Origin of the sequence: Streptomyces sp. NPDC052114, from assembly GCF_040680155.1 — a bacterium.
GTDB lineage: Bacteria > Actinomycetota > Actinomycetes > Streptomycetales > Streptomycetaceae > Streptomyces.
This window is the reverse complement of the sequence record NZ_JBFAWC010000016.1, coordinates 48,942-71,411: the sequence shown is the minus strand read 5'-3', so window position 1 is coordinate 71,411 and position 22,470 is coordinate 48,942. Positions and strand designations below refer to the sequence as shown.

18 protein-coding genes are annotated in these 22,470 nt (G+C 74.0%); 6 read left to right on the top strand and 12 right to left on the bottom strand.

Annotated elements, in window-relative coordinates; genetic code table 11:
* Positions 1-56: 56 nt before the first annotated feature.
* Positions 57-2,423 carry a glycoside hydrolase family 95 protein gene (locus AB0L89_RS30770; protein WP_365148086.1) on the top strand — a complete coding sequence of 789 codons (2,367 nt, stop codon included), beginning with the start codon at positions 57-59 and terminating at the stop codon, positions 2,421-2,423.
* Between the two features lie 14 nt (positions 2,424-2,437).
* On the opposite strand, the gene cydC is transcribed toward AB0L89_RS30770, so the two are convergent.
* From cydC to AB0L89_RS30750, 4 genes are all read right to left on the bottom strand, one after another.
* Positions 2,438-4,138 carry a thiol reductant ABC exporter subunit CydC gene (gene cydC / locus AB0L89_RS30765; protein ID WP_365148083.1) on the bottom strand — a complete coding sequence of 567 codons (1,701 nt, stop codon included), beginning with the start codon at positions 4,136-4,138 and terminating at the stop codon, positions 2,438-2,440.
* Positions 4,139-4,316: 178 nt separating this feature from the next.
* The gene (cydD, locus tag AB0L89_RS30760; protein ID WP_365148080.1) at positions 4,317-6,008 is read right to left on the bottom strand and encodes a thiol reductant ABC exporter subunit CydD; all 1,692 of its coding nucleotides are present in this window, start codon (positions 6,006-6,008) and stop codon (positions 4,317-4,319) included.
* 48 nt (positions 6,009-6,056) lie between these two features.
* Positions 6,057-7,085 (bottom strand): cytochrome d ubiquinol oxidase subunit II, encoded by a 1,029-nt coding sequence (gene cydB, locus AB0L89_RS30755; protein WP_365148077.1) that lies wholly within the window; start codon positions 7,083-7,085, stop codon positions 6,057-6,059.
* Positions 7,086-7,150: 65 nt separating this feature from the next.
* A complete protein-coding gene (locus AB0L89_RS30750; RefSeq protein ID WP_365148074.1) occupies positions 7,151-8,452 on the bottom strand; it encodes a cytochrome ubiquinol oxidase subunit I in 1,302 nt (433 codons plus the stop codon).
* A gap of 219 nt (positions 8,453-8,671) precedes the next feature.
* On the opposite strand from AB0L89_RS30750, the gene AB0L89_RS30745 reads away from it, so the two are divergent.
* From AB0L89_RS30745 to AB0L89_RS30735, 3 genes are all read left to right on the top strand, one after another.
* Positions 8,672-9,661, top strand: a complete 990-nt coding sequence (locus AB0L89_RS30745; protein ID WP_365148071.1) for a LysR substrate-binding domain-containing protein — start codon at positions 8,672-8,674, stop codon at positions 9,659-9,661.
* 244 nt (positions 9,662-9,905) lie between these two features.
* The gene (locus AB0L89_RS30740; RefSeq protein ID WP_365148068.1) at positions 9,906-10,229 is read left to right on the top strand and encodes a 2Fe-2S iron-sulfur cluster-binding protein; all 324 of its coding nucleotides are present in this window, start codon (positions 9,906-9,908) and stop codon (positions 10,227-10,229) included.
* Positions 10,229-11,524, top strand: coding sequence for an FAD-dependent oxidoreductase (locus AB0L89_RS30735; protein ID WP_365148065.1), 1,296 nt, complete (start codon positions 10,229-10,231; stop codon positions 11,522-11,524). The genes AB0L89_RS30740 and AB0L89_RS30735 overlap by 1 nt, the downstream gene beginning before the upstream one ends.
* On the opposite strand, the gene AB0L89_RS30730 is transcribed toward AB0L89_RS30735, so the two are convergent.
* From AB0L89_RS30730 to AB0L89_RS30695, 8 genes are all read right to left on the bottom strand, one after another.
* On the bottom strand, positions 11,478-12,788 hold the full coding sequence (locus AB0L89_RS30730) for a phytase (RefSeq protein WP_365148062.1): 1,311 nt from the start codon (positions 12,786-12,788) through the stop codon (positions 11,478-11,480). The two genes, AB0L89_RS30735 and AB0L89_RS30730, sit on opposite strands and share 47 nt — an antisense overlap.
* Before the next feature lie 156 nt (positions 12,789-12,944).
* Positions 12,945-13,418, bottom strand: coding sequence for an SRPBCC family protein (locus AB0L89_RS30725; RefSeq protein WP_365148059.1), 474 nt, complete (start codon positions 13,416-13,418; stop codon positions 12,945-12,947).
* Positions 13,406-14,248: an RNA polymerase sigma factor SigJ gene (gene sigJ / locus AB0L89_RS30720; RefSeq protein ID WP_365148385.1), complete on the bottom strand. Its 843-nt coding sequence runs from the start codon at positions 14,246-14,248 to the stop codon at positions 13,406-13,408. Before sigJ ends, AB0L89_RS30725 begins: the two co-directional genes overlap by 13 nt.
* Before the next feature lie 234 nt (positions 14,249-14,482).
* A complete protein-coding gene (locus AB0L89_RS30715) occupies positions 14,483-15,607 on the bottom strand; it encodes a hypothetical protein (RefSeq protein ID WP_365148056.1) in 1,125 nt (374 codons plus the stop codon).
* 180 nt (positions 15,608-15,787) lie between these two features.
* Positions 15,788-16,699, bottom strand: coding sequence for an endonuclease/exonuclease/phosphatase family protein (locus tag AB0L89_RS30710; RefSeq protein ID WP_365148053.1), 912 nt, complete (start codon positions 16,697-16,699; stop codon positions 15,788-15,790).
* Positions 16,700-16,701: 2 nt separating this feature from the next.
* Entirely contained in the window at positions 16,702-16,827 is a 126-nt protein-coding gene (locus tag AB0L89_RS30705; RefSeq protein ID WP_365148051.1) for a hypothetical protein, read from the bottom strand.
* Positions 16,824-18,152: a nitrate/sulfonate/bicarbonate ABC transporter ATP-binding protein gene (locus AB0L89_RS30700; protein ID WP_365148048.1), complete on the bottom strand. Its 1,329-nt coding sequence runs from the start codon at positions 18,150-18,152 to the stop codon at positions 16,824-16,826. The genes AB0L89_RS30705 and AB0L89_RS30700 overlap by 4 nt, the downstream gene beginning before the upstream one ends.
* Positions 18,153-18,255: 103 nt before the next feature.
* Positions 18,256-19,989 carry an ABC transporter permease subunit gene (locus AB0L89_RS30695; protein WP_365148045.1) on the bottom strand — a complete coding sequence of 578 codons (1,734 nt, stop codon included), beginning with the start codon at positions 19,987-19,989 and terminating at the stop codon, positions 18,256-18,258.
* Positions 19,990-20,347: 358 nt separating this feature from the next.
* On the opposite strand from AB0L89_RS30695, the gene AB0L89_RS30690 reads away from it, so the two are divergent.
* A complete protein-coding gene (locus AB0L89_RS30690; RefSeq protein WP_365148042.1) occupies positions 20,348-21,025 on the top strand; it encodes a response regulator transcription factor in 678 nt (225 codons plus the stop codon).
* Positions 21,015-22,463, top strand: a complete 1,449-nt coding sequence (locus AB0L89_RS30685) for a HAMP domain-containing sensor histidine kinase (RefSeq protein ID WP_365148039.1) — start codon at positions 21,015-21,017, stop codon at positions 22,461-22,463. Before AB0L89_RS30690 ends, AB0L89_RS30685 begins: the two co-directional genes overlap by 11 nt.
* Positions 22,464-22,470 lie beyond the last annotated feature (7 nt).

Genomic DNA, 22,470 nt, shown 5'->3' with positions numbered 1-22,470 from the left:
TCATCGGACTTTTAACGTGACCGGTCATGACTCAGGGGATCACACGAAGGACGACCATGAGATCCGCGCTCGGCGGTGCGGCGGCGCTGGCGGCGGGCGGTGCCGCGGTTGCCGGGGCCGGGCCCGCCTCGGCGGCAACCGGCCACCCGGGGCGCGATACCTCCGATGAATCGGCCGCGTCTCCGGAATCAACACTCTGGTACGCCGCCCCGGCCGCCGACTGGGAGCGCGAGGCCCTCCCCATCGGCAACGGCGCCCTCGGCGCCATGATCTTCGGCACCCTCGCCTCCGAGCGGCTCCAGTTCAACGAGAAGACCCTGTGGACCGGCGGCCCCGGCTCCCGGGACGGGTACGACTCCGGGAACTGGCGCGCGCCCCGCCCCGGCGCCCTCGACACCGTGCGCGACGAGCTCGACGCGAAGGGCAGGCTCGCCCCCGACACCGTGGCCCACCGGATCGGCCAGCCCCGGCGCGGCTACGGCGCCCACCAGACCTTCGGCGACCTCCACATCGACGTGCCGGGCGCCCCGGCCGCGCCCGACGCCGCCTACCGCCGCGCCCTCCGCCTCGAAGACGGCCTCGCCACCGTCACGTACCGCCAGGAACTGGTGCGCCACCAAAGGGAGTTCTTCGCCTCGTACCCCGACGGAGTGCTCGTCGGCCGGCTCTCCGCCGACCGCGCCGCCCAGGTCACCTGCACCGTCCGCTACACCTCGCCGCGCGCCGACTTCACCGCGAAGGCGGCCGGTGACCGCATCACCGTACGAGGTGAACTCGCCGACAACGCCCTGAAGTTCGAGGCCCAGCTGCGCGTCGCCCACCAGGGCGGCACGCGCGTCGCGAACGGTGACGGCAGCGTCACCGTGACCGGCGCCGACCACGTCTGGTTCGTCCTCGCCGCCGGCACCGACTACGCCGACACGTATCCCGACTACCGGGGCGCGGACCCGCACGCCGCCGTCACCCGCACCGTCGACGCGGCCCTCGCCGCCGGTCACGGACGGCTGCGCGCCCGCCACTTGCGCGACCACCGTGACCTGTTCGGCCGCGTCGCCCTCGACATCGGCCAGTCCCTGCCCGCCGACGTCCCCACGGACCGGCTTCTGGAGCGGTACGGGACCGGGGCGGGGGCCGCCGCCGACCGGGCGCTGGAGGCGCTCTTCTTCCAGTACGGCCGCTACCTCCTCGTCGCCTCCTCGCGCGCGGGCTCGCTGCCCGCCAACCTCCAGGGCGTCTGGAACAACAGCACCACCCCGCCCTGGTCGGCCGACTACCACACCAACATCAACCTGCAGATGAACTACTGGCTCGCCGAGGCCGCGAACCTGCCCGAGACGACGGCGCCCTACGACCGCTTCGTCGAGGCGCTGCGGGCCCCCGGGCGGCGCACGGCCAAGGAGATGTTCGGCAGCCGGGGCTGGGTCGTGCACAACGAGACCAACCCCTACGGCTTCACCGGCGTGCACGACTGGTCGACCGCCTTCTGGTTCCCGGAGGCCGCCGCCTGGCTGACCGCGCAGCTCTACGAGCACTACCGCTTCGGCGGCTCCACGGACTACCTGCGCACCACCGCCTACCCGGCGATGAAGGAGGCCGCCGAGTTCTGGCTCGACAACCTGCGCACCGACCCGCGCGACGGCACCCTCGTCGTCACCCCCAGCTACTCGCCCGAGCACGGCGACTTCACCGCGGGCGGCGCCATGGCCCAGCAGATCGTCCACGATCTGCTCACCAACACGCTGGAGGCGGCACGGATCCTCGGCGACACACCGGCCTTCCGCGCCGAACTGGAGAAGGCCCTGGAGCGTCTCGACCCCGGGCTGCGCGTCGGCTCCTGGGGCCAGCTCCAGGAGTGGAAGGCCGACCTGGACGACCGGACGGACGACCACCGGCACGTCTCCCACCTCTACGCCCTGCACCCCGGCCGGCGGATCGAGCCGGGCAGTGAGTGGGCCGAGGCGGCGAAGGTCTCGCTGCGGGCGCGCGGCGACGGCGGCACCGGCTGGTCCAAGGCCTGGAAGATCAACTTCTGGGCGCGGCTGCGGGACGGCGACCACGCGCACAAGATGCTCGGCGAACAGCTCAAGTCCTCGACGCTGCCCAACCTCTGGGACACCCACCCGCCCTTCCAGATCGACGGCAACTTCGGGGCGACGTCCGGCGTCGTCGAGATGCTCCTGCAGAGCCAGCACGACACCATCGAGATCCTGCCCGCCCTGCCCGCCGCCTGGCCCGCCGGATCGGTGCGCGGCCTGCGGGCGCGCGGCGGCGCGACGCTCGACATCGCCTGGGTGTCGGGCCGCGCCACCCGCATCGTGCTGAAGGCGTCACGCACCCGGGAACTCACCCTGCGCAGCGACCTGTTCGGCGGAGGCGCGCGCACGCTCAAGGCGCGCGCGGGGCAGCGGTACGTCTTCGACTGAGCGCGCGCCGCCGCTCAGGCCGGTGCGTGGGTGGCGGCGGTGGGGACGATCCTGCCGCGGTCGAGGGTCACGATCTCGTCGGCGGCGGCGATGCCCGACCGTTCGTGCGTGACCAGGAGCGTGGTGCGGCCGCGGGTCGCGTCGAGGATGTCGGCGAGCACGGCGGCCGCGTTCTCCGGGTCGAGGCCCTCGGTGGGCTCGTCAAGGACGAGCACGGGCGGGTCGGCGAGCAGCGCGCGGGCCAGGAGCAGGCGCCGGCGCTGGCCCCCCGACAGCGTGGCGCCGTCCCCGCCGAGCACGGTGTCCCAGCGGTCGGGCAGCGAGGCGATCCAGTCGAGGAGCCGGGCCCGGCGAGCGGCCTCGCCGAGCTCCGCGTCGGTCGCCTCCGGGCGGGCCAGGAGGAGGTTCGCGCGGATCGTGGTGTGGAAGACGTGCGCGTCCTGGGTCATGCCGGTGATCGCACGCCGGACGTCGGCACCGGCGCAGTCGCGCAGCTCGTACGTCCCGCGCCCGCCGTCGTGGACGCGGATGCTCCCGCCCTCGTACGGCACGAACCGCATGAGCGCGGCGATGAGCGTCGACTTGCCGGAGCCGCTCGCGCCGAGCAGGACGACCCGACGGCCCGGCGGAATGCGCAGGTCCACCCCGTCCAGGGCGGGCGGGACGTCGGGCCGGTGGCGCACCCGCAGGCCGGTGATGTCCACGCCGAGCGGACCGTCGGCGGGGAAGGGTACGGGGTCGGGCGGATCCGTGACCGGGGGCGGTGTGGCGAGCAGGTCGGCCAACCGGCGCGCGCGGGCGCGTACGTCGGCCAGGTGGCGGGCGGCTGCGGGCAGCGGCACGAGCGCCTCGAGGGCGACCAATGCGAGGACGGCGAGCACCGTCAGCTGTACGGCGGGCAGCGCGCCGGACGCGTGCGCGCGCAGCGCGAGCCAGGTGACGCCGACCGTGGCGGCGCCCTGGAGCAGCAGGACCACGGCCGAGGCGAGTGAGGTGGTCAGGGCGGACCGGCGCTCCAGCGCGGCGATGCGGGCGGCGGTCCGGCGGGCCCGCTCGTGGGTGCGGTCCCGGGCGCCGCACGCGGCGAGGTCGGCCGCGCCGCGCGTCACGTCCACGGTGAGCGCCGCGAGTTCGGCGTGCGCGGTCCTCGCCCGGCGCTCGGTGTGCCGGGAGACCGTGAGCACCGTGGCGGGCACGAGGAGTCCCGCCACGGCCAGGAGCAGCCCGAGCAGGAGCCCGGCCTGCGGCAGCAGCGCGGCGGCCGTCGCCGTGGCGGCCACGGCGACCGCGCAGGCCGCCGCCCCGGGGATCAGGACGCGCAGGAGGAGGTTCTGCGCGGCGTCGACGTCGGCGACGAGACGGGTGAGCAGGTCGCCGCCGCGGAAGGCGGGGGTGCCCGCAGGGGCGAGCGGCACCAGGGCCTCGTACACCCGGGTGCGGAACCCCGCGACGGCGCGGAGCACGCCGTCGTGGCCGAGGAGCCGGTCGGCGTAACGCAGGGCCCCGCGCCCCAGGGCGAGGGCGCGCACCGCGACGATCGCGAAGGTCACCGAGGCGATCGGCGGCTGCTCGGCGGCACGGGTGATCAGCCAGGCGGCCGTGGCCATCAGGGTGGCGGCGGCGAGTTCGCTCCCGGCCGAGGCGAGCGCGGCGGGCAGGAGCCGCCGCCAGTGGGGGAGGAGGTGGCGGAGGAGGCGCAGGGTGGGGTGGGCCACGGATGCGGGGTGGCCGGGGGGCGGGTCGAGGTGACCGGGCGGTGAGTTCGGCTGACTGGAGGGTGGGTCGAGCCGGCTGCGTGATGCCTTGGAGGCGGTGAGTCGCGCGGGGGTGGTCACGAGGGCACGGGCCTTTCGGTGGAGTGGCCGGACGGGGACGGGATGGCTCGCCGGCCGCTCACGACGCCGGGGCCTGCGCCGGGATGCCCGGCCGAAGGTCCGCGAGGCCCCCCTCCCGTACCGCGACGACCCGGTCGACGTGCGGGAGCAGGCTGGTGCGATGGGCCACCACGAGGGTCGTGCGCCCGCGCATCAGCGCGACCGTGGCGCGGGTGACCTCGGCCTCGCTCGCGGGGTCCAGATGGGCCGTCGGCTCGTCGAGGAGCAGGACCGGCGCGTCCCTGAGGAACGCGCGGGCCAGCGCGATCCGTTGACGCTGCCCGGCGGAGAGCCCGGTCCCGTGCTCGCCGAGCACCGTCCCGTATCCATGGGGCAGCTCCGCGATGAAGCCGTCGGCCGCCGCCGCACGCGCCGCCTGCCGTACCTCCGCGTCGCTGGCGCCGGGACGGCCGAGGCGGATGTTGTCCGCGACGGACGCGGCGAACAGGTGCGGACGCTGCGGAACCCATGCCACCTGGGCACGCCAGGCGTCCGGATCGAGGTCCGCGAGGCCGGTGCCGCCGACCGTCACCCGGCCCGCCGAGGGAGACACGAAGCCGAGGAGCAGCGCGAGCAGCGTCGACTTGCCCGCGCCGCTCGGCCCGACCAACGCGACGTGCTCTCCAGGGCGTACGGAGAGGGAGGCGTCCCGCAGCGCGGGCTCGGCACGCCCCGCGTACCGGACCGTCACCTCCGCCAGGCTCAGGTCGGCCCCGCGGGCCTCGGGAGCCGGGGCGCGGTCACCCGTACGCCCCGCGCAGGGCGCTGCGTCGTCGAGCAGCGCGAAGACCCGCTCGGCCACGGCGATGCCCTCGGCGCTCTCGTGGAAGGCCGCACCCATCGCGCGCAGCGGGAGATACGCCTCGGGGGCGAGGAACAGGACGGTCAGCGCCGTGCGCAGGTCCACCTCGCCGCCGAGCAGCCGCAGCCCGACCGGCACCGCGACCAGCGCGACGGAGAGCGTGGCGACCGTCTCCAGGACGAAGGAGGAGAGGAACGCCACGCGCAAAGTCCGCATGGTGGCCCGGCGGTGCGCGTCCGCCATCTCGCCCACCACGCGGGCCTGGTGGCCCTCGCGGCCGAACGCGCGCAGCGTCGGCAGTCCGGCCAGCACGTCCATGAAGTGACCGCCGAGACGGGCGAGGAGGCGCCACTGGCGTGCCGTGCGCCGGGCGGTGTGCATCCCGACGAGCGCCCCGAACACGGGGATCAGCGGCAGCGTCACGAGGACGATCAGCGCCGACGTCCAGTCGGTCCACCCGAGCCAGCCGACCACCGCGAGGGGCACCACCGCGGTGGCCGCCAGCGTGGGCACGTACCCGACGACGTACGGATCGAGGGCGTCGAGGCCCCGGGTGAGCAGGGTCGCCGTCTCGCCGTGCCGGCCGGCCGCGAGGCGCAGCGGACCGGTGCGCCCGAGCGCTGCGGTGATCCGCCCGCGCAGCACGCGCTTGGTGTCGGCCGCCGCGCGCTGGGCGAGCACCTCGCGGGCCCAGGCCAGGGCCGCGCGCAGGGCCATCACGGCGCCGAGCGCGAGCAGCGGCCCGGAGCCAAGGGCGCGCCCGGCGAAACCGTCCGCGAGGACCGTCGCGAGCAGGACCGCCTGTGCGATCACGAGCCCCGCGCCGAGGAGCGCCAGCGCCGTGGAGCACGTCATGTGGCGCCGCAGCAGCGGGAGTTCACGCAGCAGACGCCGTTCGACCGGCTTCATTCCGGGCCCTCTCCTCGGCCTGACGGGGATCTCGGTGGCACGCGCGGCTCAGAAGTAGCGGGGATGACGGCGGCCCGTGCGCCCCCGGAAGACCCACCAGCTCCACGCCTGGTACGCGAGGATCACCGGGATCACCAGGACCCCGAAGGCGCTCAGGATCCGCAGCGTGGCGTCGTCCGTGACGGCGTGGCCGACGGTGAGACCCGTGCCCGCCGAGCTGATCAGGACGTACGGGTAGTGCCCCGCGCCCACGAGGGCGACGGGCAGCGCGGTCGCGCAGCACGTGGCCACGAACGCCGGGACGTGACGGCCCCGCGCGAAGCACCACCACGCGGCCGCGAGCGCCGTGGCGAAGAGCCCGGTGACGACGGCCGAGGTCCCGCGGTTCGTCATCGAGGCACCCGCCCCGAAGAGCGTCAGGAGGAGCGCGAGGCCCCCCACGGCGGCGGTCCCGCTCAGCAGCTGTGCGCCCAACTCGCGTGCTCTGGCAGCCAGATCGGGTGCGGAGCGCAGGGCGACGAACCCGGCGCCGTGCGCGGCGAAGAGCAGCGCGGTGGTCACGCCGCAGGCCAGCACGAACGGCGAGAACACGTCGCCGGGGCCGATGTGGAAGCTCCCGTCGGCCCGCCGGGGCACACCGCGCAGCAGCAGCCCCAGGACGAACCCCCAGCACAGGGCGGGCAGCGCGCCGCCGCACACGATCAGGGCGTCCCACACCTGCCGCCCGCGGACGCCGTGGGCACGGCCGCGCAGCTGGATCGCCGCGTTGCCGAGGACGAGACCCACGAGGATCGCCACGATCAACGGGTACAGGCCGGACAGGAGGGTGCCCTCCAGGTGGGGGAACGCGCCGAACAGGACGCCGGTGAAGGCGACCAGCCAGACCTCGTTGCCCAGGAAGAACGGCGCGATGGCATCGAGGGCGGCGTTGCGGCCGGTGCGCGCCGCCGCTTCCTCGCGTGCGCCGCCGCCGAGACGGCGGTGCAGCATCTGGACGCCGTAGTCGTAGCCGCCGAGCACGAAGTATCCGGCGAGCAGCAGCCCGAGGAGGGCCAGCCAGAGAGTCTCCAGACTCATGTCGCTCAACTTTCCATGGGGAGGGTGGGGTGGTTCGTCTCAGGGATTTCGCGGGGCCGGGGCGCTCAGAAGGCCGGGACCGGCCGCTGTTCACCGGCCGCGCCGCCCGGCCCCTCGGGCACGTCGTCGGGGAGCGGCTCGGTGGCGCCGAGCTGGGTCGCTTCCGGGCCGCGCAGCGCGAAGCGGGTGATGAGGGTCCAGTTGGTCACGGCCAGCGCGAGGAACACGGCGACGAACACGGCGCAGGACACCGCGAGGGCCGTCGTGCTGACGTGGGACACCGCGTCCTCGACGGTCAACTCCCCGTAGATGAGCCAGGGCTGACGGCCCACCTCGCGGACCACCCAGCCGCCCGCGGAGGCGATGAAGGGGAACGGGACCATCGCGATCAGTACGTACAGGGCGGGACGCCGGCGGATGAGCCAGTCCCTCCACAGCAGGACGGCCGCGATGAGCGTGAGGGTGGAGACCGTGTTGCCGATGACCGTCATCACGTCCATCGAGAACCGCACGGTGTCCTGCCAGGGGACGTAGTCGCCGGGCCCGTGCTCCCGGATCAGCCGCGCCTGTTCCTCGGCGACACCGCTGCCGCGCAGCACCGCCTCCTTCATGGGCTGGGTCCGCTCGATCACGGGCCGCTGGAGCTCGCCGACGACCACCACGAAGAACGAGGCGACCGCGCTGACCCACAGCCCGAGGCGCAGGGAGCCGCGGAACAGCTCGGTCTCCTCGGTGCGCCGCAGGAAGTGGTAGGCGCTGACACCGGCGACGAAGACGCCGCCCGTCGTGAGCGCGGCGAGCGTGACGTGACCGAGGGCCACCAGTGCGCTGGCATTGGTGAGCAGCGCCCCGAAGTCGGTCAAGTAGGCGACTCCGTCGCGCACTTCGTGGCCTACCGGGTGCTGCATGAAGCCGTTGGCGACGAGGATCCAGTACCCGGAGGCGTACGCGGTCAGGGCGACCAGCCAGATCAGCGTGACGTGCACGCCCCTGCGCAGCCGCCCCCAGCCGAAGATCCACATGCCGAGGAAGGTGGACTCGGCGAAGAACGCGATGAGGGTCTCCAGCGCCAGCGGGGCGCCGAAGACGTTGCCGGCGAACTTGCTCAGACCGCTCCAGCTGAGCCCGAACTGGAACTCCATGACGAGGCCGGTGACGATGCCGACCGCGTAGTTGATGACGTAGAGCTGGCCCCAGAAGCGCGTCATGCGCTCCCGGACGGTTCGCTTGGCGGGATCGCGGGTGTACGCGGCCCGGGTGTGCATGACCGCCACCAGGGGGACGAGCCCCATGGTGAGGATCACGAACAGCCAGTGGATGCCGGTCGTGGCCGCGAACTGGAGTCGGGCCAGCTCCGCAGCGCTCATGTTGTGACCTTCCTGGGAGAAGGGCGGCCGATGGGGCGGCGCCGCACGGGCAGGTGTGAGAGGGGTCCCCGCGTCGCGTGTGCAGCCGCCGGGCGCCGTCTCCGTCGCCCGTCACCTGCGCGGTGACCTCGCTGACGACCGTAGGGAGAATCGCTGATGCATTCCAAGACCGGTTTCGCTATGTGAAGATGACGCCAGAGGCATAAGTGAAGGTGGACCGTGGATCTCCTGCAGTTGCGCTACTTCCAGGCCGTCGCCCGGTACGAGCACATGAGCCGTGCCGCCGAGGAACTGTGCGTCGCCCAGCCCTCCCTCAGCCGCACCATCGCGCGCCTGGAGGCCGACCTCGGCTCCCCGCTGTTCGACCGGCAGGGCCGCCGCATCCGGCTGAACCAGTACGGCGCGATCTTCCTGCGCCACGTCGACCGCGCCCTGAGCGAGCTCGACGACGGCCGCCGGGCCATCCGCGAGGCCCGTGACACGGGGCTCGGCCGCGTGAGTGTCGCCTCCGAGACCCTGCTGACGATCACCCCGCTGCTCGGCAGCTTCCGGGCCGCCCACCCCCGGGCCGACGTGCGGCTCTTCCAGTCGACCGCCGAGGAGATGGACCGTCAGCTGCGGGCCAGGGAGGTCGACTTCTGCGTGGCGTCCCAGCCCCTGAACGGGGCCCGGCTCGACTCGGTCGAACTCGCCCGTGAGGAAGTGCTGCTCGCGGTTCCCTACGGGCACCGGCTCGACGGCAGGGAGAGCGTGACGATCCCCGAGATCGCCGACGAGCCCTTCGTCACCACCCGCCTGGGGCACTGGCAACGCACGCTGCTGGACCGCCTGTTCGCCGAAGAAGGGCTGACGCCGCTGGTGTCCTGCGAGGGCGACGAGCCGGGCGCCAGTCAGAACATGATCAGCGCGGGCCTCGGCATCGGCCTCATCCCGGCGGTGTCCCGTCAGGTCGGCACGCACACGAGCGTGCCGGTCGCCTGGGTGCACGTGGCCGCGCCCGACTGCCACCGGGTGCTCACCCTGGTGTGGAACAGCGAGACCTACCTGTCCGAAGCCGCTCTGAGATTCCGTGAGTTCATCACCAGCAGACCGTTCATGACCCACCACCTGCCGGACCCGCGCCGTGACCGCGCACAAGGGCACGCGCGAGGGCACGCACAAGAGCACGCGCAAGAAAGCGCACACGGCCGCGCGGACGATCGCTCCTAGCGCGCCGCGAGCTCCTCTGATACGTTCCGACGCGCTGCCGCATCCCGGCCCGAGGGCGATTCACGTCCGAACGGCCCGTGGACGGCGGTGAGTCGGCAAGGGGTGTCGCGTCCCCCGTCGGCGCTTCAGGGTGATGTCACCGTCATCCCCGTGCCTCACCTTCACGTTCACCTCCCACCCTTCACCCGCATCCGCGCCGTGCCGCGCTCCCGCGCGCCGCCGGATGCCCCTGAGGAGTTCCGTCATGCCCAAGATCACGTACGTCGCCGTCGACGGCAGCGAGACGACGGTCGACGTCCCCCACGGCACGAGCGTCATGCGCGGCGCCGTCTTCAACGACATCGACGGCATCGTCGCCCAGTGCGGCGGCAACGCGCAGTGCGCCACCTGCCACGTCTACGTCGCCGACGCGGGCCTCGACCGCCTGGAGCCGATGCGCCCGGACGAGGACGACCTGCTCGACTTCACCGCGGCCCCGCGCCGCTCCACCAGCCGCCTGAGCTGCCAACTCCCGGTCACCGAGGCCATGGAGGGCCTGACCGTCCACCTTCCCGAACGGCAGAACTGATGACGGCGGAACTCATGAGGGACGGGACACCACCCGCATCCGTCGTCGTGGTGGGCGCCGGACAGGGCGGCCAGCAGACCGCAGCGTCCCTGCGCGAGCGCGGGTACACGGGGCGCATCACGCTCATCAGCGACGAGGACGCGCTGCCCTACGAGCGCCCGCCGCTGTCGAAGGACTACCTCAAGGGCCGGGTGGACGAGGCACGGCTGTGGCTACGGCCCGCGACGTACTACGTGCGCCATGCCATCGACCTGGTCCACGGCGCCGTGTCGGACATCGACCGGGCCGCCCGTACGGTGCGGCTGGCCGACGGATCCGCGTACGCGTACGGCCATCTCGTCCTGGCCACCGGCGCCCGGCCGCGCGCCCTCGACGTGCCGGGGGCGGGACTGCGCGGCGTGCACACCCTGCGCACCGCCCGCGACGCCGCCGCGCTGCGGGGCTCGCTGGACGGCGCCCGGCGCGCCGTGGTGATCGGGGCCGGGTTCATCGGCCTCGAATTCTCCGCCGTCGCCCGCGAGTCGGGCTGTGCGGTGACGGTCGTCGAGGCGCTGGACCGTCCGCTCGCCCGTGTCGTCGGCGCACGGACCGCGGAACACTTCACGCGGCTGCACCGCGAGGCGGGCGCCCTGCTCCTGTTCGGGAGAGGCGTCGCCGCCCTGCACGGCGACCGGCGCGGCGGCGTCAGGGCCGTGGAGCTGACCGACGGCACCCGGTTGCCGGCCGATCTGGTCCTGGTCGGCGTCGGCGCCGTCCCGCGCACGGAACTGGCCGCCGCGGCCGGACTGCCGGTCGACGGCGGCATCACGGTCGACTCCCGTCTGCTGACCGGCGATCCGCGCGTCTCCGCGATCGGGGACTGCGCGGCGTTCCCGCAGGTGCGGTCCGGCAGCCGGCTGCGCCTCGAATCCGTGCAGAACGCCGTCGGGCACGCCCGTCTGGTCGCCGAGCGACTGACGGGCGCGCCCGACCCGTACGACGAACTGCCCTGGTTCTGGAGCGATCAGTTCGCGACGACGCTGCAGATCGCGGGGGTGGCCGAGGGCCATGACACCGAGGTGGTGCTCGGCGACGACCCCGACGCGTTCTCGGTGCTCCTCTTCCGTGGGGAGGAGCTGCGGGCGGTCGAGTCCGTCAACCGTCCCGCGGACCACATGGCGGCCCGCCGCCTGCTGGAGAGAAGGGTCGAGGTGCACCCCGATGACGCCGCCGCACCGGGGTTCACCCTCAAGGGGTGCCTGACCGGTGTCAGTCGTCCACCGCGTCCAGCACGTCACCCAGATCCACGAACTTGAAGTCGGTGGAGGGGCGTTCACCGTCACCGGGCGCGTCATGGCCGTCCTGGACGACCAGCAGACCGTTCGGGTACGCGGATCCCAGCGGGGCCGCCAGCGCGGCGGCCCCGTCGCACTCCTCCGAGCCGTCGAGGGTGCCCGAGGCGGGCGTGACGCGGAAGCCGCCCTCGTACTCGTTGGCGTCCGACACCTCGCGGTCATAGGCGGCGAAGGTGTTGTCGCCCTGGCTGGACGCCAGGAGCAGGCCGTCGCCGTCGCGCTCGGTCACCAGGGTCAGGCCCTCGACGTCGGCGGTGAGGCGGGTGCCGCCGTAGCCCGGGTCGGCGCCCGCCGTGCATTCCTCGGTCTGCTCGTCGTACGTGCCGGGCACGCCGTACTCGCGGACCTTGTCGACGAGCTTCGGCGTGCCGGTCAGATCGGCGCGCAGTCGCCAGATCCCGACGTCCTCCTGGCCCGCGTACAGCGTGCCGTCGGCCGGGTCGACGACCATGCCCTCGACCTGGGGGAGTTCGCCCGGCTCGGCGCACGGCCGCCACGAAGTGCCGTTCGGCAGGCGGAAGTCGGCGGGCAGGTCGAGGCCGCGGACCTTGCGGTAGCCGACCGTGCCGTTCGCCGTCGGGGTGAGCTCCAGGAGAGCGATGCTGGTGCGCTCGCGCCGGCTGACCAGGGCGTAGGAGCGGCCGGTGGCCTTGTCGGTCCAGGTGGCGAGCCCGTACGCGGTGCGCTGCTCGTCGATCTCCTCCTGGGAGGACGAGAAGACCGGCGGGGCCGCCGGGTCCGTGACGTCGGTGAGGGGAGCGCGGCGGCCGTCGGGGGCGATGCGGTAGAAGCGGAGCCGGTCGCCGCCCCGGTCACTGGTCACCGCGAGGTCGGCGCGGCCCGTCGACAGGCGCAGGCCGTGGACGAGGTCCACGTTGTTGAAGCGGCCGGGCGCGTGGTCGGGTCCGGGTGCGGCGGGCGCGGGCAGGGACTGCACCTCGCGGGCGGCCAGGTCGTACACGCGCAGACCGCCCTGCTTGGCGGTGGCGATCACCAGGCTGCGGTCCGGGTCGGCGGCGTTGCGCCAGATCGCCGGGTCGTCCGCGTCGGCGTCACCGCCCGCCGTGTCGTCGTGCAGCGCGGGGGTCTCCGCCCGGGGCGTGACGGCGGGCGGCGCGGCGGACGGGGCGGCACCGGCCTGGACCGGCGCGGCGACACCGATGAGTGCCACGAGCGCCAGGGCGGACGTGAGCGCCGCCGGGCGGATTCTGCGGGACGTGACCACGTGAGGCTCCTTCACGGGCGGGGAGTGGGGCAGGGGGAGTGTGCGGTGCCCGTGTGACGACTTACCAGGAGGTAACGCGTCCTGTTGGTGTGGTGACGGTGAACGGCCCGTGCCGAGAAGGGAGTTGAGGTGAATGTGGACGTCTGTGCCGGGGCGTCACTCGCTCGGTGACAGGGGGCGCTCGCCGCGCGGGGCCAGCGCCGCGTCGGCGGCGTCGAGGATGTTGCCGAACGAGCGCGTGATGACGGGGCGTGCCAGGCGCCGCGTGAGGAAGGGGCCGATCAGCGGTACGGGGATCTCGGCGCGGGTGGTCCAGCGCACCAGGGTGGCGCCGTCGGCCTCGGTGAACGTCATGCGGCCGAGCTCGTGCCGGGCCGGCGGGACGCTGCGGTCGACGACGTACTCGGTGGCGAACGGCGGGTCGTAGAGGGTGATCCGCTCCCGGAACCAGCCGATCAGCCAGAGGTGACTGCGCACCGCGCCGACGCCGTAGGGCGCGCCCTGGCCGCGCCGGGCCAGCCGGCAGCGCACCACCAGGGGCGAGCGGGTGTAGTTCGTGGTCGTGGTGAGCCAGGCGAACACGTCGTCGATCGGGGCGTGGACGGTGCGCTCGACGGTCATGGTTTCCATGGCTGGTGATCTCCTCGGTCGAGGGGGCGTACCGCGTCGCAGCGGTGCAGCTTGTCCGGATTGCGCACGACGTACAGGCAGTTGATCCGTCCGTCGTGGATGTCGAAGGCGAGCAGCCAGTCGAGCGCGCCGTCGGTGAGGCAGCGCGCCGCGGGCATGCCGTTGTACGTGGCGTGCTCGACGCGGGTCGTCGCGGTCAGGCTGGTGCGGGCCACGCCGAGCAGGAACCGGGCGACGTCGTCGCGGCCGGTGATCGGGCGGCGGGCCGCGGACACCTTTCCGCCGCCGTCGGAGATCTGCACGACGTCGGGCGCCAGCAGGTCCATGAGCGCCTGGATCTCGCCGGTCGTCGCCGCACGGAGGAACCGCTCGACGACCTCGCGGGCCGCCGCGGAGTCGGGCTCGAAGCGGCGGCGCCGCGCGTGGACGTGCCGGCGTGCCCGGTGGGCGATCTGCCGGACGGTGGTCTCGGACCTGCCTACCGAGGCGGCGATCTCGCCGTGGGTGTAGCCGAACACGTCGTGCAGCACGAACACCGCGCGCTCGGTCGGGGCCAGCGTCTCCAGGACGAGCATCATCGCCATCGACACCGACTCGGCGAGAATCGCGTCGTCGCTCACCTCGGGCGCGGTGCGGATGGGCTCGGGCAGCCAGGAGCCGACGTACTCCTCGCGTCGCGCCTTGACCGCGCGCAGGTGGTTGAGCGACTGCCGGGTGACCACACGGACCAGATAGGCGCGGGGGTGCTCCACCGTGGTGGGGTCGACCGCGCTCCAGCGGAGATAGCTCTCCTGGAGCACGTCCTCCGCGTCGACGGTGCTGCCCAGCATTTCGTACGCGATGGTGAACAGCAGCGGACGGTGCTCGGTGAAGGCGTCCCGCGCCCCTCCGGCGGCCTGCGCCCCTCCGGCGTCCCCCGCCGCCGTCGCGCCCCGCTCGCTCCCGGCGCTCCGCGCGCCCTCGGCGTCCTCGGTCACACCCGGCTCCTCTCTGCTCGGTCCCGCGGACAAGCATCGAGACACCCGGGACCGGCCGATCGTGACAGTCTGCCGCTGTGAGTCAGGTCACACGGCGATCCCGGCGGGGGCGGGCGGGGCCGGCTGGGTGCGTGGGGGCCGGGTGCGAGGTGGCCGGGGCGTGCGCGGGACCGTTCTTGGCCCCGCCCCCGCCGCTTCCGTCCCCATGGCGGTGTGCACCAGCCGCGTGTACGTCCGGCGCAGGGCGACCAGTGACTCCTGGGCCTCGCGGTAGGCGTCCGCGTCGGGTCCGCGGCGGTGGGCGAGGGTCCTGACGCCCGCGCTGTGACGGTCCAGGGCGGCGAGCCGGGCGCGATGGCGGTCGGGGAGGTGGCGGCGCAGTTGGTGGCGGCTGCCGCCACCGAGGCGGCCGCCCATGCCGAGGACCGCGTCGGCGGTCAGCAGGACCGGCGGCTCCAGCGCCCCCTGTTCGGCGAGGGCCCCGAGCACGGCGCGCTGCTGCCCGGAGGCCGGGGCGAAGGCCAGCGCCCCCTCCTCCTGCCGGAGTTGTCCCCGCAGGCACCGCTGGATGCGGGCCAGACGGCCCAGCGCGGCCCCGACCGCCTCGTCGCCCGGGGCGCGGCCCGCCAGGGTGTCCGCGAGCCGGCACAGCCAGATGCCGTGGGCCTCCAGGCGCACGGCCGCGAGCATGAGGTGGTCGAGCCGGGACAGCGGCCGGTCCGGCGGCGCCCATCGGACGATGGGCACGAGCGCCTCGGAGCGGGCCAGTTGGTCCGCGGGCACGCTCCGGCCCGGCTTGCGCTCCGGAGTCCAGTTCAGCAGCGACAGCGTGGACAGTGCCACGAACTGCTGGTGCTCGGCCCGGTGCGTCAGCGCCGCCCACAGGTCGAGGAAGTCCTCGTGCGCGGCACGGCGGGACAGGGGCGCCCGCGGGTCCAGGTCGGTCCAGCCGCAGGCCGCCACCGTGACCGCGACGCGCATCGCGGCGGCCTCGGCCCGGTGCTGCGGCAGCCGTGCGACGCGCGCCCGCAGCAGCGCCAACTCGCCGGTGCGGGCCGCCCGTTCGACCAGCAGGCGGGCGTCCTCCCTCGCCGGTGCCGAGGCGGCGGCCCGCGCCAGGACGTCCAGCTCCGTCCAGGCGCCGGAGAGCCGGGGCGCGGGCGGCCGCGAGGGCAGGAAACCGTGCTTGCGCGGGTCGTGGGGCGGGGCCATCGTGGTCGCCTTTCCGTGCGGCGTCCCGTACGCAACGTCCGGGGACGGCACGTGCGTTGACGGGACAGAAAATGATCTTTCGGCACCAACTAGAGCGTCACAGGTCGCCGAGGCGGATCCGGTGGGCGAAGGTCCGTAAAGGCAGGGACTTTCGCCCTCTGGGCAGACGCGGACCGGGGCTCATCCGCCGCCGCGCAGCCCGGTGAGGACCGGGCGGTGGTCGCTGCCGAGGTCGGGGAGCACCCGGGTGCCGGTCGGTTCCAGGCCGCGCACCAGGACGTGGTCGATGCGGACGACGGGAAACGCGGCGGGCCAGGTGAAACCGAGGCCGTGCCCCGCCCCCTCCTGGGTGGACCGCAACCCGTGCGTCAGCGGCGCGAGACCCCGGTCGCGCAGGCTGCCGTTGAGGTCGCCCAGGAGCAGCACGCGCGGGGTCGGGTCCCGGGCGACGCGCTCGGCCAGCCGTGCCGCGCTCGCGTCCCGCTGCGCCACGGCGAACCCCTTGGTGACGCCGACGCGCACGGACGGCAGGCGCACCGCGTAGACCGCCGCGTCGCCCCCCGGCGTACGGGCCACGGCACGGATCGCGTGCGGCCAGGCGCCGCCCAGGCCGAGCCGCTCGACGTCGCGCAGCGGATAGCGGGACCACAGGCCGATCGTGTCGCTCGCCACGTGGTGCGGATAGGCGGCCCGCAGCGCCTCCTCGTACGCCCGCATCGCCGGCCGGGGCACCTTCTGCAGCGTCACGACGTCGGCGCCGATGGCCTTCACCTCGCGGGCGACGTCGCCCGGAGCGGTACGGTCCCCGCCGACGTTGAGGGTCAGGGCCTGGAAGTCGGGCCGGCCGGAGCCCTGTCCGGCGGCGACGGCGGGGCCGAACACGACGGTCCAGGCCAGCGCGGGCGCCAGCACGGCCACCGCCCCCTTGAGGGAGCGGCGCGCCGCCGCCCACATCAGCAGCAGCGGCACACCGAGGCCGAACCACGGCAGCGCCGTCTCGGTCAGGCTGCCCAGATGGCCGGGCGCGTTCGGCACGAGTCCCGGGAAGACCAGCACCACGGCGAGCAGGAACGCGGGCAGGGCGATACGCATCGTCAGAGCGGTCCCTTCCCGAGGCCGCCGCCCACCCGCCGCCACGAAGGGCCCCAGCCGACGCACCCGAACCCGACGGCCGCGACCGAGGCGCCGAGCAGCGCGGCACACAGGAAGGACGCGGTCATCGTGCGCCTCCCGCGCTCCGGTCCTCGCTCGGCAGCAGCAGGACGCGATCCCGCGCGTCGTACTCGTAGAGCTCGGCGTAACGCCCCCAGGTGACCGCGACGACGAGCTGCTGCCGGGCGACGTCCTCCGCGCAGTTCCCGCGCAGGCGGTCCGTGACGTGCTGCTCCCGCAGGCGCCCGCCGTCGGACGCGGTCAGGAGCGTGCGGATCGTGGCGATGAGGGGGACGTTCGCGAGCACGGCGGCCGCGAAGAGGTGCTTGCGGGTGAGGATGTCGGCCCGCGCGAAGCCGCGGCCGGTGGCCGTCAGACGCAGCGTGCCGGTCTCCACGCGCGCGTAGCCGAGCATCCCGGCCGCCTCGACCAGTGGCATCAGGTCGTCGACCTCGTAGGACAACGCGTCGGCGATGACGGCCAGTTCGACGGCACCGTCCCGCTCGTCCAGTTCGTCGAGGAGCCCGGTGAGCTGCTCCACGTCGGCGTGCGGCAGGGGCGGCGCCGCCCGCAGCGGGTCGTGCGTGCCGAGGGTGGGCGGCAGCTCGGCGCGCTCGCCGGTCAGCGACTCGTAGGCGTCCTCGACGAGGGCCTCGAAGCCGCGGGTGTGGCGGTTGCGGGGCCGGGGCAGATCGACCCGCAGCTCGACCCGGATGGTGCCGGGGTCCGTGCCGAGGACGAGGATGCGGTCGGCGAGCTGCACGGCCTCCTCGATGGAGTGGGTGACCAACAGAGCGGTGCGGGTGGGGCTCTCGGGACGCTTGAGCAGCGCGAGCAGCTCATGGCGCAGGGTCTGCGCGGTGAGGACGTCGAGCGCGGAGAACGGCTCGTCCATGAGGAGCACGTCCGGCTCCACGACGAGGGCGCGGGCGAAGCCGACGCGCTGGCGCATGCCGCCGGAGAGCTCCTTCGGGTACGCGTTCTCGAAGCCGTCGAGCCCGACCATGTCGATCGCCCGCAGTGCGCGTTCACGGCGCTCGGCGGGACCGACTCCCCGGGCCTGGAGGCCGAGTTCGACGTTCTGCTGGACCGTCAGCCAGGGCATCAGGGCGAAGGACTGGAAGAGCATGGCCGTGCCCGGGTTGGGGCCCTCCACCGGCCGGCCCCGGTAGTGGACGGTGCCGCCGGACGGCGCGAGAAGCCCGGCGACATGGCGCAGGAGCGTGGACTTGCCGGACCCGGACTTGCCGAGGAGAGCGACGATCTCGCCCTCGCGCAGGGTGAGGTCGATGTCGTGGAGGACGGGCAGCGGGTCGCCGCAGGGTGCGGTGAAGTGCTTGTGCAGTCCGCGGACGGTGATGACGTCCGTGGCCGCGAGGACGGGGGCGTTCATGGGGTCGCTCCTCACATGTGGGGCGGTGGGAAAGGGGGCCAGGGGCGGTGGGAAATGGGGCCAGGGTCCGAGTGACCGGAGGGGCCAGGGGGACCGGGCGGGCTCACAGCGCGCAGCGCCGCTGGGCGAAGGCGTACAGACGGCGCCAGAGCAGCCGGTTGATGATCACGACGTAGACGCTCATGAGGACCGCGCCGAGGAAGTTGCGCGCGAAGTCCCCGGAGTCGGTGGCCTGGGTGATGTAGGCGCCGATGCCGACGGCGGTGAGCGTCGTCGTGCCGTAGCTGACGAGCTCGCCCGGGATCGAGGCGTTCCAGGCCCCGCCGGACGCCGCGAGCGCGCCCGTCGTGTACGAGGGGAGGACCGCGGGCAGGATCAGCTTCTTCCAGCGCAGCCGGCCGCGCAGGCCCAGGTCGTCGGCGGCCTCGCGCAGGTCGCCGGGGATGGAGCTGGCGCCGGCGATCACGTTGAAGAGGACGTACCACTGGGCGCCCAGCGCCATCAGCGCGATCGCGCCCCAGTTCAGGGAGATGCCGGAGGCGCCGAGCACCACGACGGCGAGCGGGAAGAGGAAGTTGGACGGGAAGGAGGCGAGGACCTGGACTACCGGCTGCGCGATCCGGTTGACCTTGGGGTTCATGCCGATCCAGGCGCCGATCGGCACCCACACCAGCGTGGAGAACACCACGAGGACCATGACGCGGCCGTACGTGATCAGCGCGAGCCAGGCCGCGTGCCCGATCTCGCCGACGGGGACGTTGGCCAGGAGGTACGCGCAGGCCCGCCAGAGGACCAGCGCCACGGCCGCCGCGTACAGGACGTGGAAGACGGCGTCCCCGCGCCTGCGGCGGACCGGGTCGTGGCGCAGGCGCCCGGGGCTCGTGCCGAGCACGCGCATGGCGCGGTCGACGCGCTCGCCGGCCGGGCGCAGGATCCGGCCGAGCCGCGCGGGCAGGGTGGAGCGGCGCAGCAGGTCCAGGAACCGGCTGCGGGGCTGCTCGGCGATCTCGCAGTCCTCGGTGCGGAACCGCTCCGCCCAGGCCGTGATCGGCCGCCAGAAGAAGAAGTTGACGGAGACGACCATCGCGACCATCACCACGACGGCCAGCGCGACGCGCGCACCCTCTCCGTTGTCCAGCGCCCGGGCCACGTACGAACCCACCCCCGGCAGCCCGTTGTCGCGGCCGTGCACGCTGATCGTCTCGGAGGCGGAGAGCGCGAACCACGCCGCGCCGAAGCTGATCATGCCGTTCCAGACCTGGGCGATCATGCCGCTGGGCACGTCCACCTTCCAGAACCGCTGCCAGCGCGTGAGACGCATCAGGCGGGCCGCCTCGTCCAGATCCTTGGACTGGGTGATCAGCGACTGGTAGAAGGCCATCGCCATGTTCCACACCAGGGCCGTGAACACGGCGAACACGGAGGCGAGTTCGAGGCCCAGCGTGGAGCCGGGGAACAGCGCGATGAAGCCGGTGACGGTGATGCTCAGGAAGGTCAGGACCGGTACCGACTGGAGGATGTCGATCGCCGGGACGATCACCTTGGCGGCACGCCGCGAGCGGGCGGCCCAGGTGCCGAAGACGAAGGTGAAGAGCACGGCGGGCACGAGACCGGCGAACATCCGGAGCAGGGAGTGCGCCGCGTAGGAGGGCAGCTCGCCCGGATCGGTGGAGACGGCCGGGGGCCGGCCGGCGTCGAAGGGCCGGTCGGCCGACGCGCCGACCCGGACGACGAGGTAGAAGACCGCGACGACGCCGAGCAGGACGAGGAGGTCGACGGGGCGCAGGCGGGCGACGCGCACGGCGCCGCGGGAGGGGAACTGGCGGAGCTTCGACATGGGATGACCCGGAAGGTGTGCGGGCCCGCGGCGGGCCGCACGAACGCGGCGCGGGGAGGGCCCGGGGGACGGGTGGGGGTGCGCGGAGGCGCCGGGAACGGCGGGGCGCGCGACTGGGAGGGTCGCCGTAGAGCACGACGACCACCTCCTCACTTCCTCGGGCGGCGCCGTGTCGCGCCGCCTCTCCACCCTCGCGGGCGGTGGCTGAGGGGAACCTGAGCAGGCTGAGGACGCCTTCAGGTTCGGGCCGCCTCGGGTGCCGGGCCGCAGGGGGACGGGTGTCACCGCCCGGAGGTCGGCCGCTTCGTCCCGAGCAGGCGGTTGCCGTCCTATTTTCTCCGTATGTGATATTTGAGCCGTGAAGATCCTGGTCATCGAAGACGAGCACGCACTCGCCGACACCCTGCGCCGCGCCATCTCCTCGGACGGCCACTGGGTGGACGTCGCCCACGACGGGCCCACGGGCCTGGAGCTGGCGCTGACCGGTGGCTACGACGTGGTCGTGCTGGACCTGATGCTGCCCGGACTGAGCGGGCTGGAGGTCTGCCGCCGGATGCGCAACCTCGGCGAGCAGGCCCTCGTTCTCATCCTCACGGCCAAGGACGGCGAGTACGACGAGGCCGACGGGCTCGACGCGGGCGCGGACGACTATCTGACCAAGCCCTTCTCGCTCGTCGTCCTGCTCGCCCGGCTGCGCGCCCTCGGCCGCCGGGCCGGACGTGAGCGGCTCGCGACCCTCCAGGTCGGAGATCTGACGCTCGACGTCGTGGCCCGGCTGTGCAAGCGCGGCGAGGAGACGGTCGAGCTGACCGCCCGGGAGGTCGAGGTGCTCGGCTGTCTGCTGGCCGCGGAGGGCGGCGCCGTCTCCAAGCAGGACATCCTCGACGAGGTCTGGGACTCGCCGGCCGACCTCGACCCCAACATCGTCGAGGTGTACGTCAGCTCCCTGCGCAAGAAGATCGACGCGCCGTTCGGCCGCAACACCATCCGCACCGTGCGCGGCGTCGGCTACCGGCTGGCCCCCGATGTCCCCTGACCGCCCCGGCCCGGCCCGGCCGCCGCTGTCCGGACGGCCGCGCCCTCGCCTGCCCGCCCGGTTCCGGCCCCGTCTGCCCCGCACCCTGCGCGCCCGCGCCACCGCGGCGGCCGTCCTGATCATGGTCGTGGCGCTCTCCATCGGCGGCGGCTGGCTCTACGTCGCGCTGCGCGGCAACCTCATGGACAGCGCCGCCGCCCGCACCGAACTCGCCGCCCGGCAGGCCGCCGCCGACATCGTCGCCAATCCCGGCCGGCTCCGCGGCGACCTCCCTGAACCGGCCGGCGGGGTCGACGCCCTGCTCGTCCTGGACGACCGGGGCGACCCGCTGGCCAGCACCGCACCCCGTCCCGCCGCGCGCGCCGCCGCCCTCGCGGACTTCCGGCCGCGACCCGGCGACGACTCCGCGGTACGGGACTTCGCGGCCGCCCCCGCCCTGGCCGCCCACACCAGCGTCATCGCCGTCGTCCGCACCCCGTCGCCCGAGGGCGAGCGCTACGTCTACGCCCTGACCGTGCTCGACGCCGTGACCGACGCCGAACGGGCCCTCGGCGTCACCGTCCTGGTCGGCGGCCCGCTCGTCGTCCTGCTCACCGGCCTCATCGCCTGGGCCGTGACGGGAGCCGCGCTGCGCCCCGTCGAGGTGATCCGCAGGGAACTCGCGGCCGTCACCGCCGACCGGCTCGGCCGCAGGGTGCCCGCGCCCGGCGGCCAGGACGAGATGACCCGCCTCGCCAGGACCGTCAACGACACCCTGGAACGCCTGGAGCGCTCGGTGACCCGGCAACGCCAGTTCGTCGCCGACGCCTCGCACGAGCTGCGCAACCCCATCGCGGCGGCCCGCGCCGAACTCGAACTCGCCCTGCTCAAGGAGCCGCCGCCCGAGACGGCCGCCTCGCTCGGACAGGCCCTCGACAGCACCGTACGACTGGAGCGCATCGCCGCCGACCTGCTGCTCCTCGCCCGCCTCGACGCCCAGCAGCCGCCGACCCCGCGGCTCGTCGACCTGTCGCTGCTCGCCGCCGAGAAGATCGCCCGGCGGCGCTCGTCCCGCGTACCGCTGACGCTCGACGCGGCCGACCCGGTGCTCGTGCGGGCCGACCCCGGACAGCTGGAGCGGCTGCTCGCGAACCTGCTCGACAACGCCCGGCGCTTCGCGGACTCCGAGGTCCGCGTCACCGCCACGACCGACCCGGCGACCGGCACCGCCGTGCTCGAAGTGGCGGACGACGGTCCCGGCATCCCGCCCGAGGCGGCCGAGAAGGTCTTCGACCGGTTCGCCCGTCTGGAGGCGGACCGCAACCGCGCCAGCGGCGGCACCGGCCTCGGTCTCGCCATCGCGCGGGAGATCGCCCGTGCGCACGGCGGCACGCTGCGGGTCGAGCCGAGCACACGTGGTGCGCGGCTGGTCCTGCGGCTGCCCGCCGCGCGCTCCTGACCGAGCC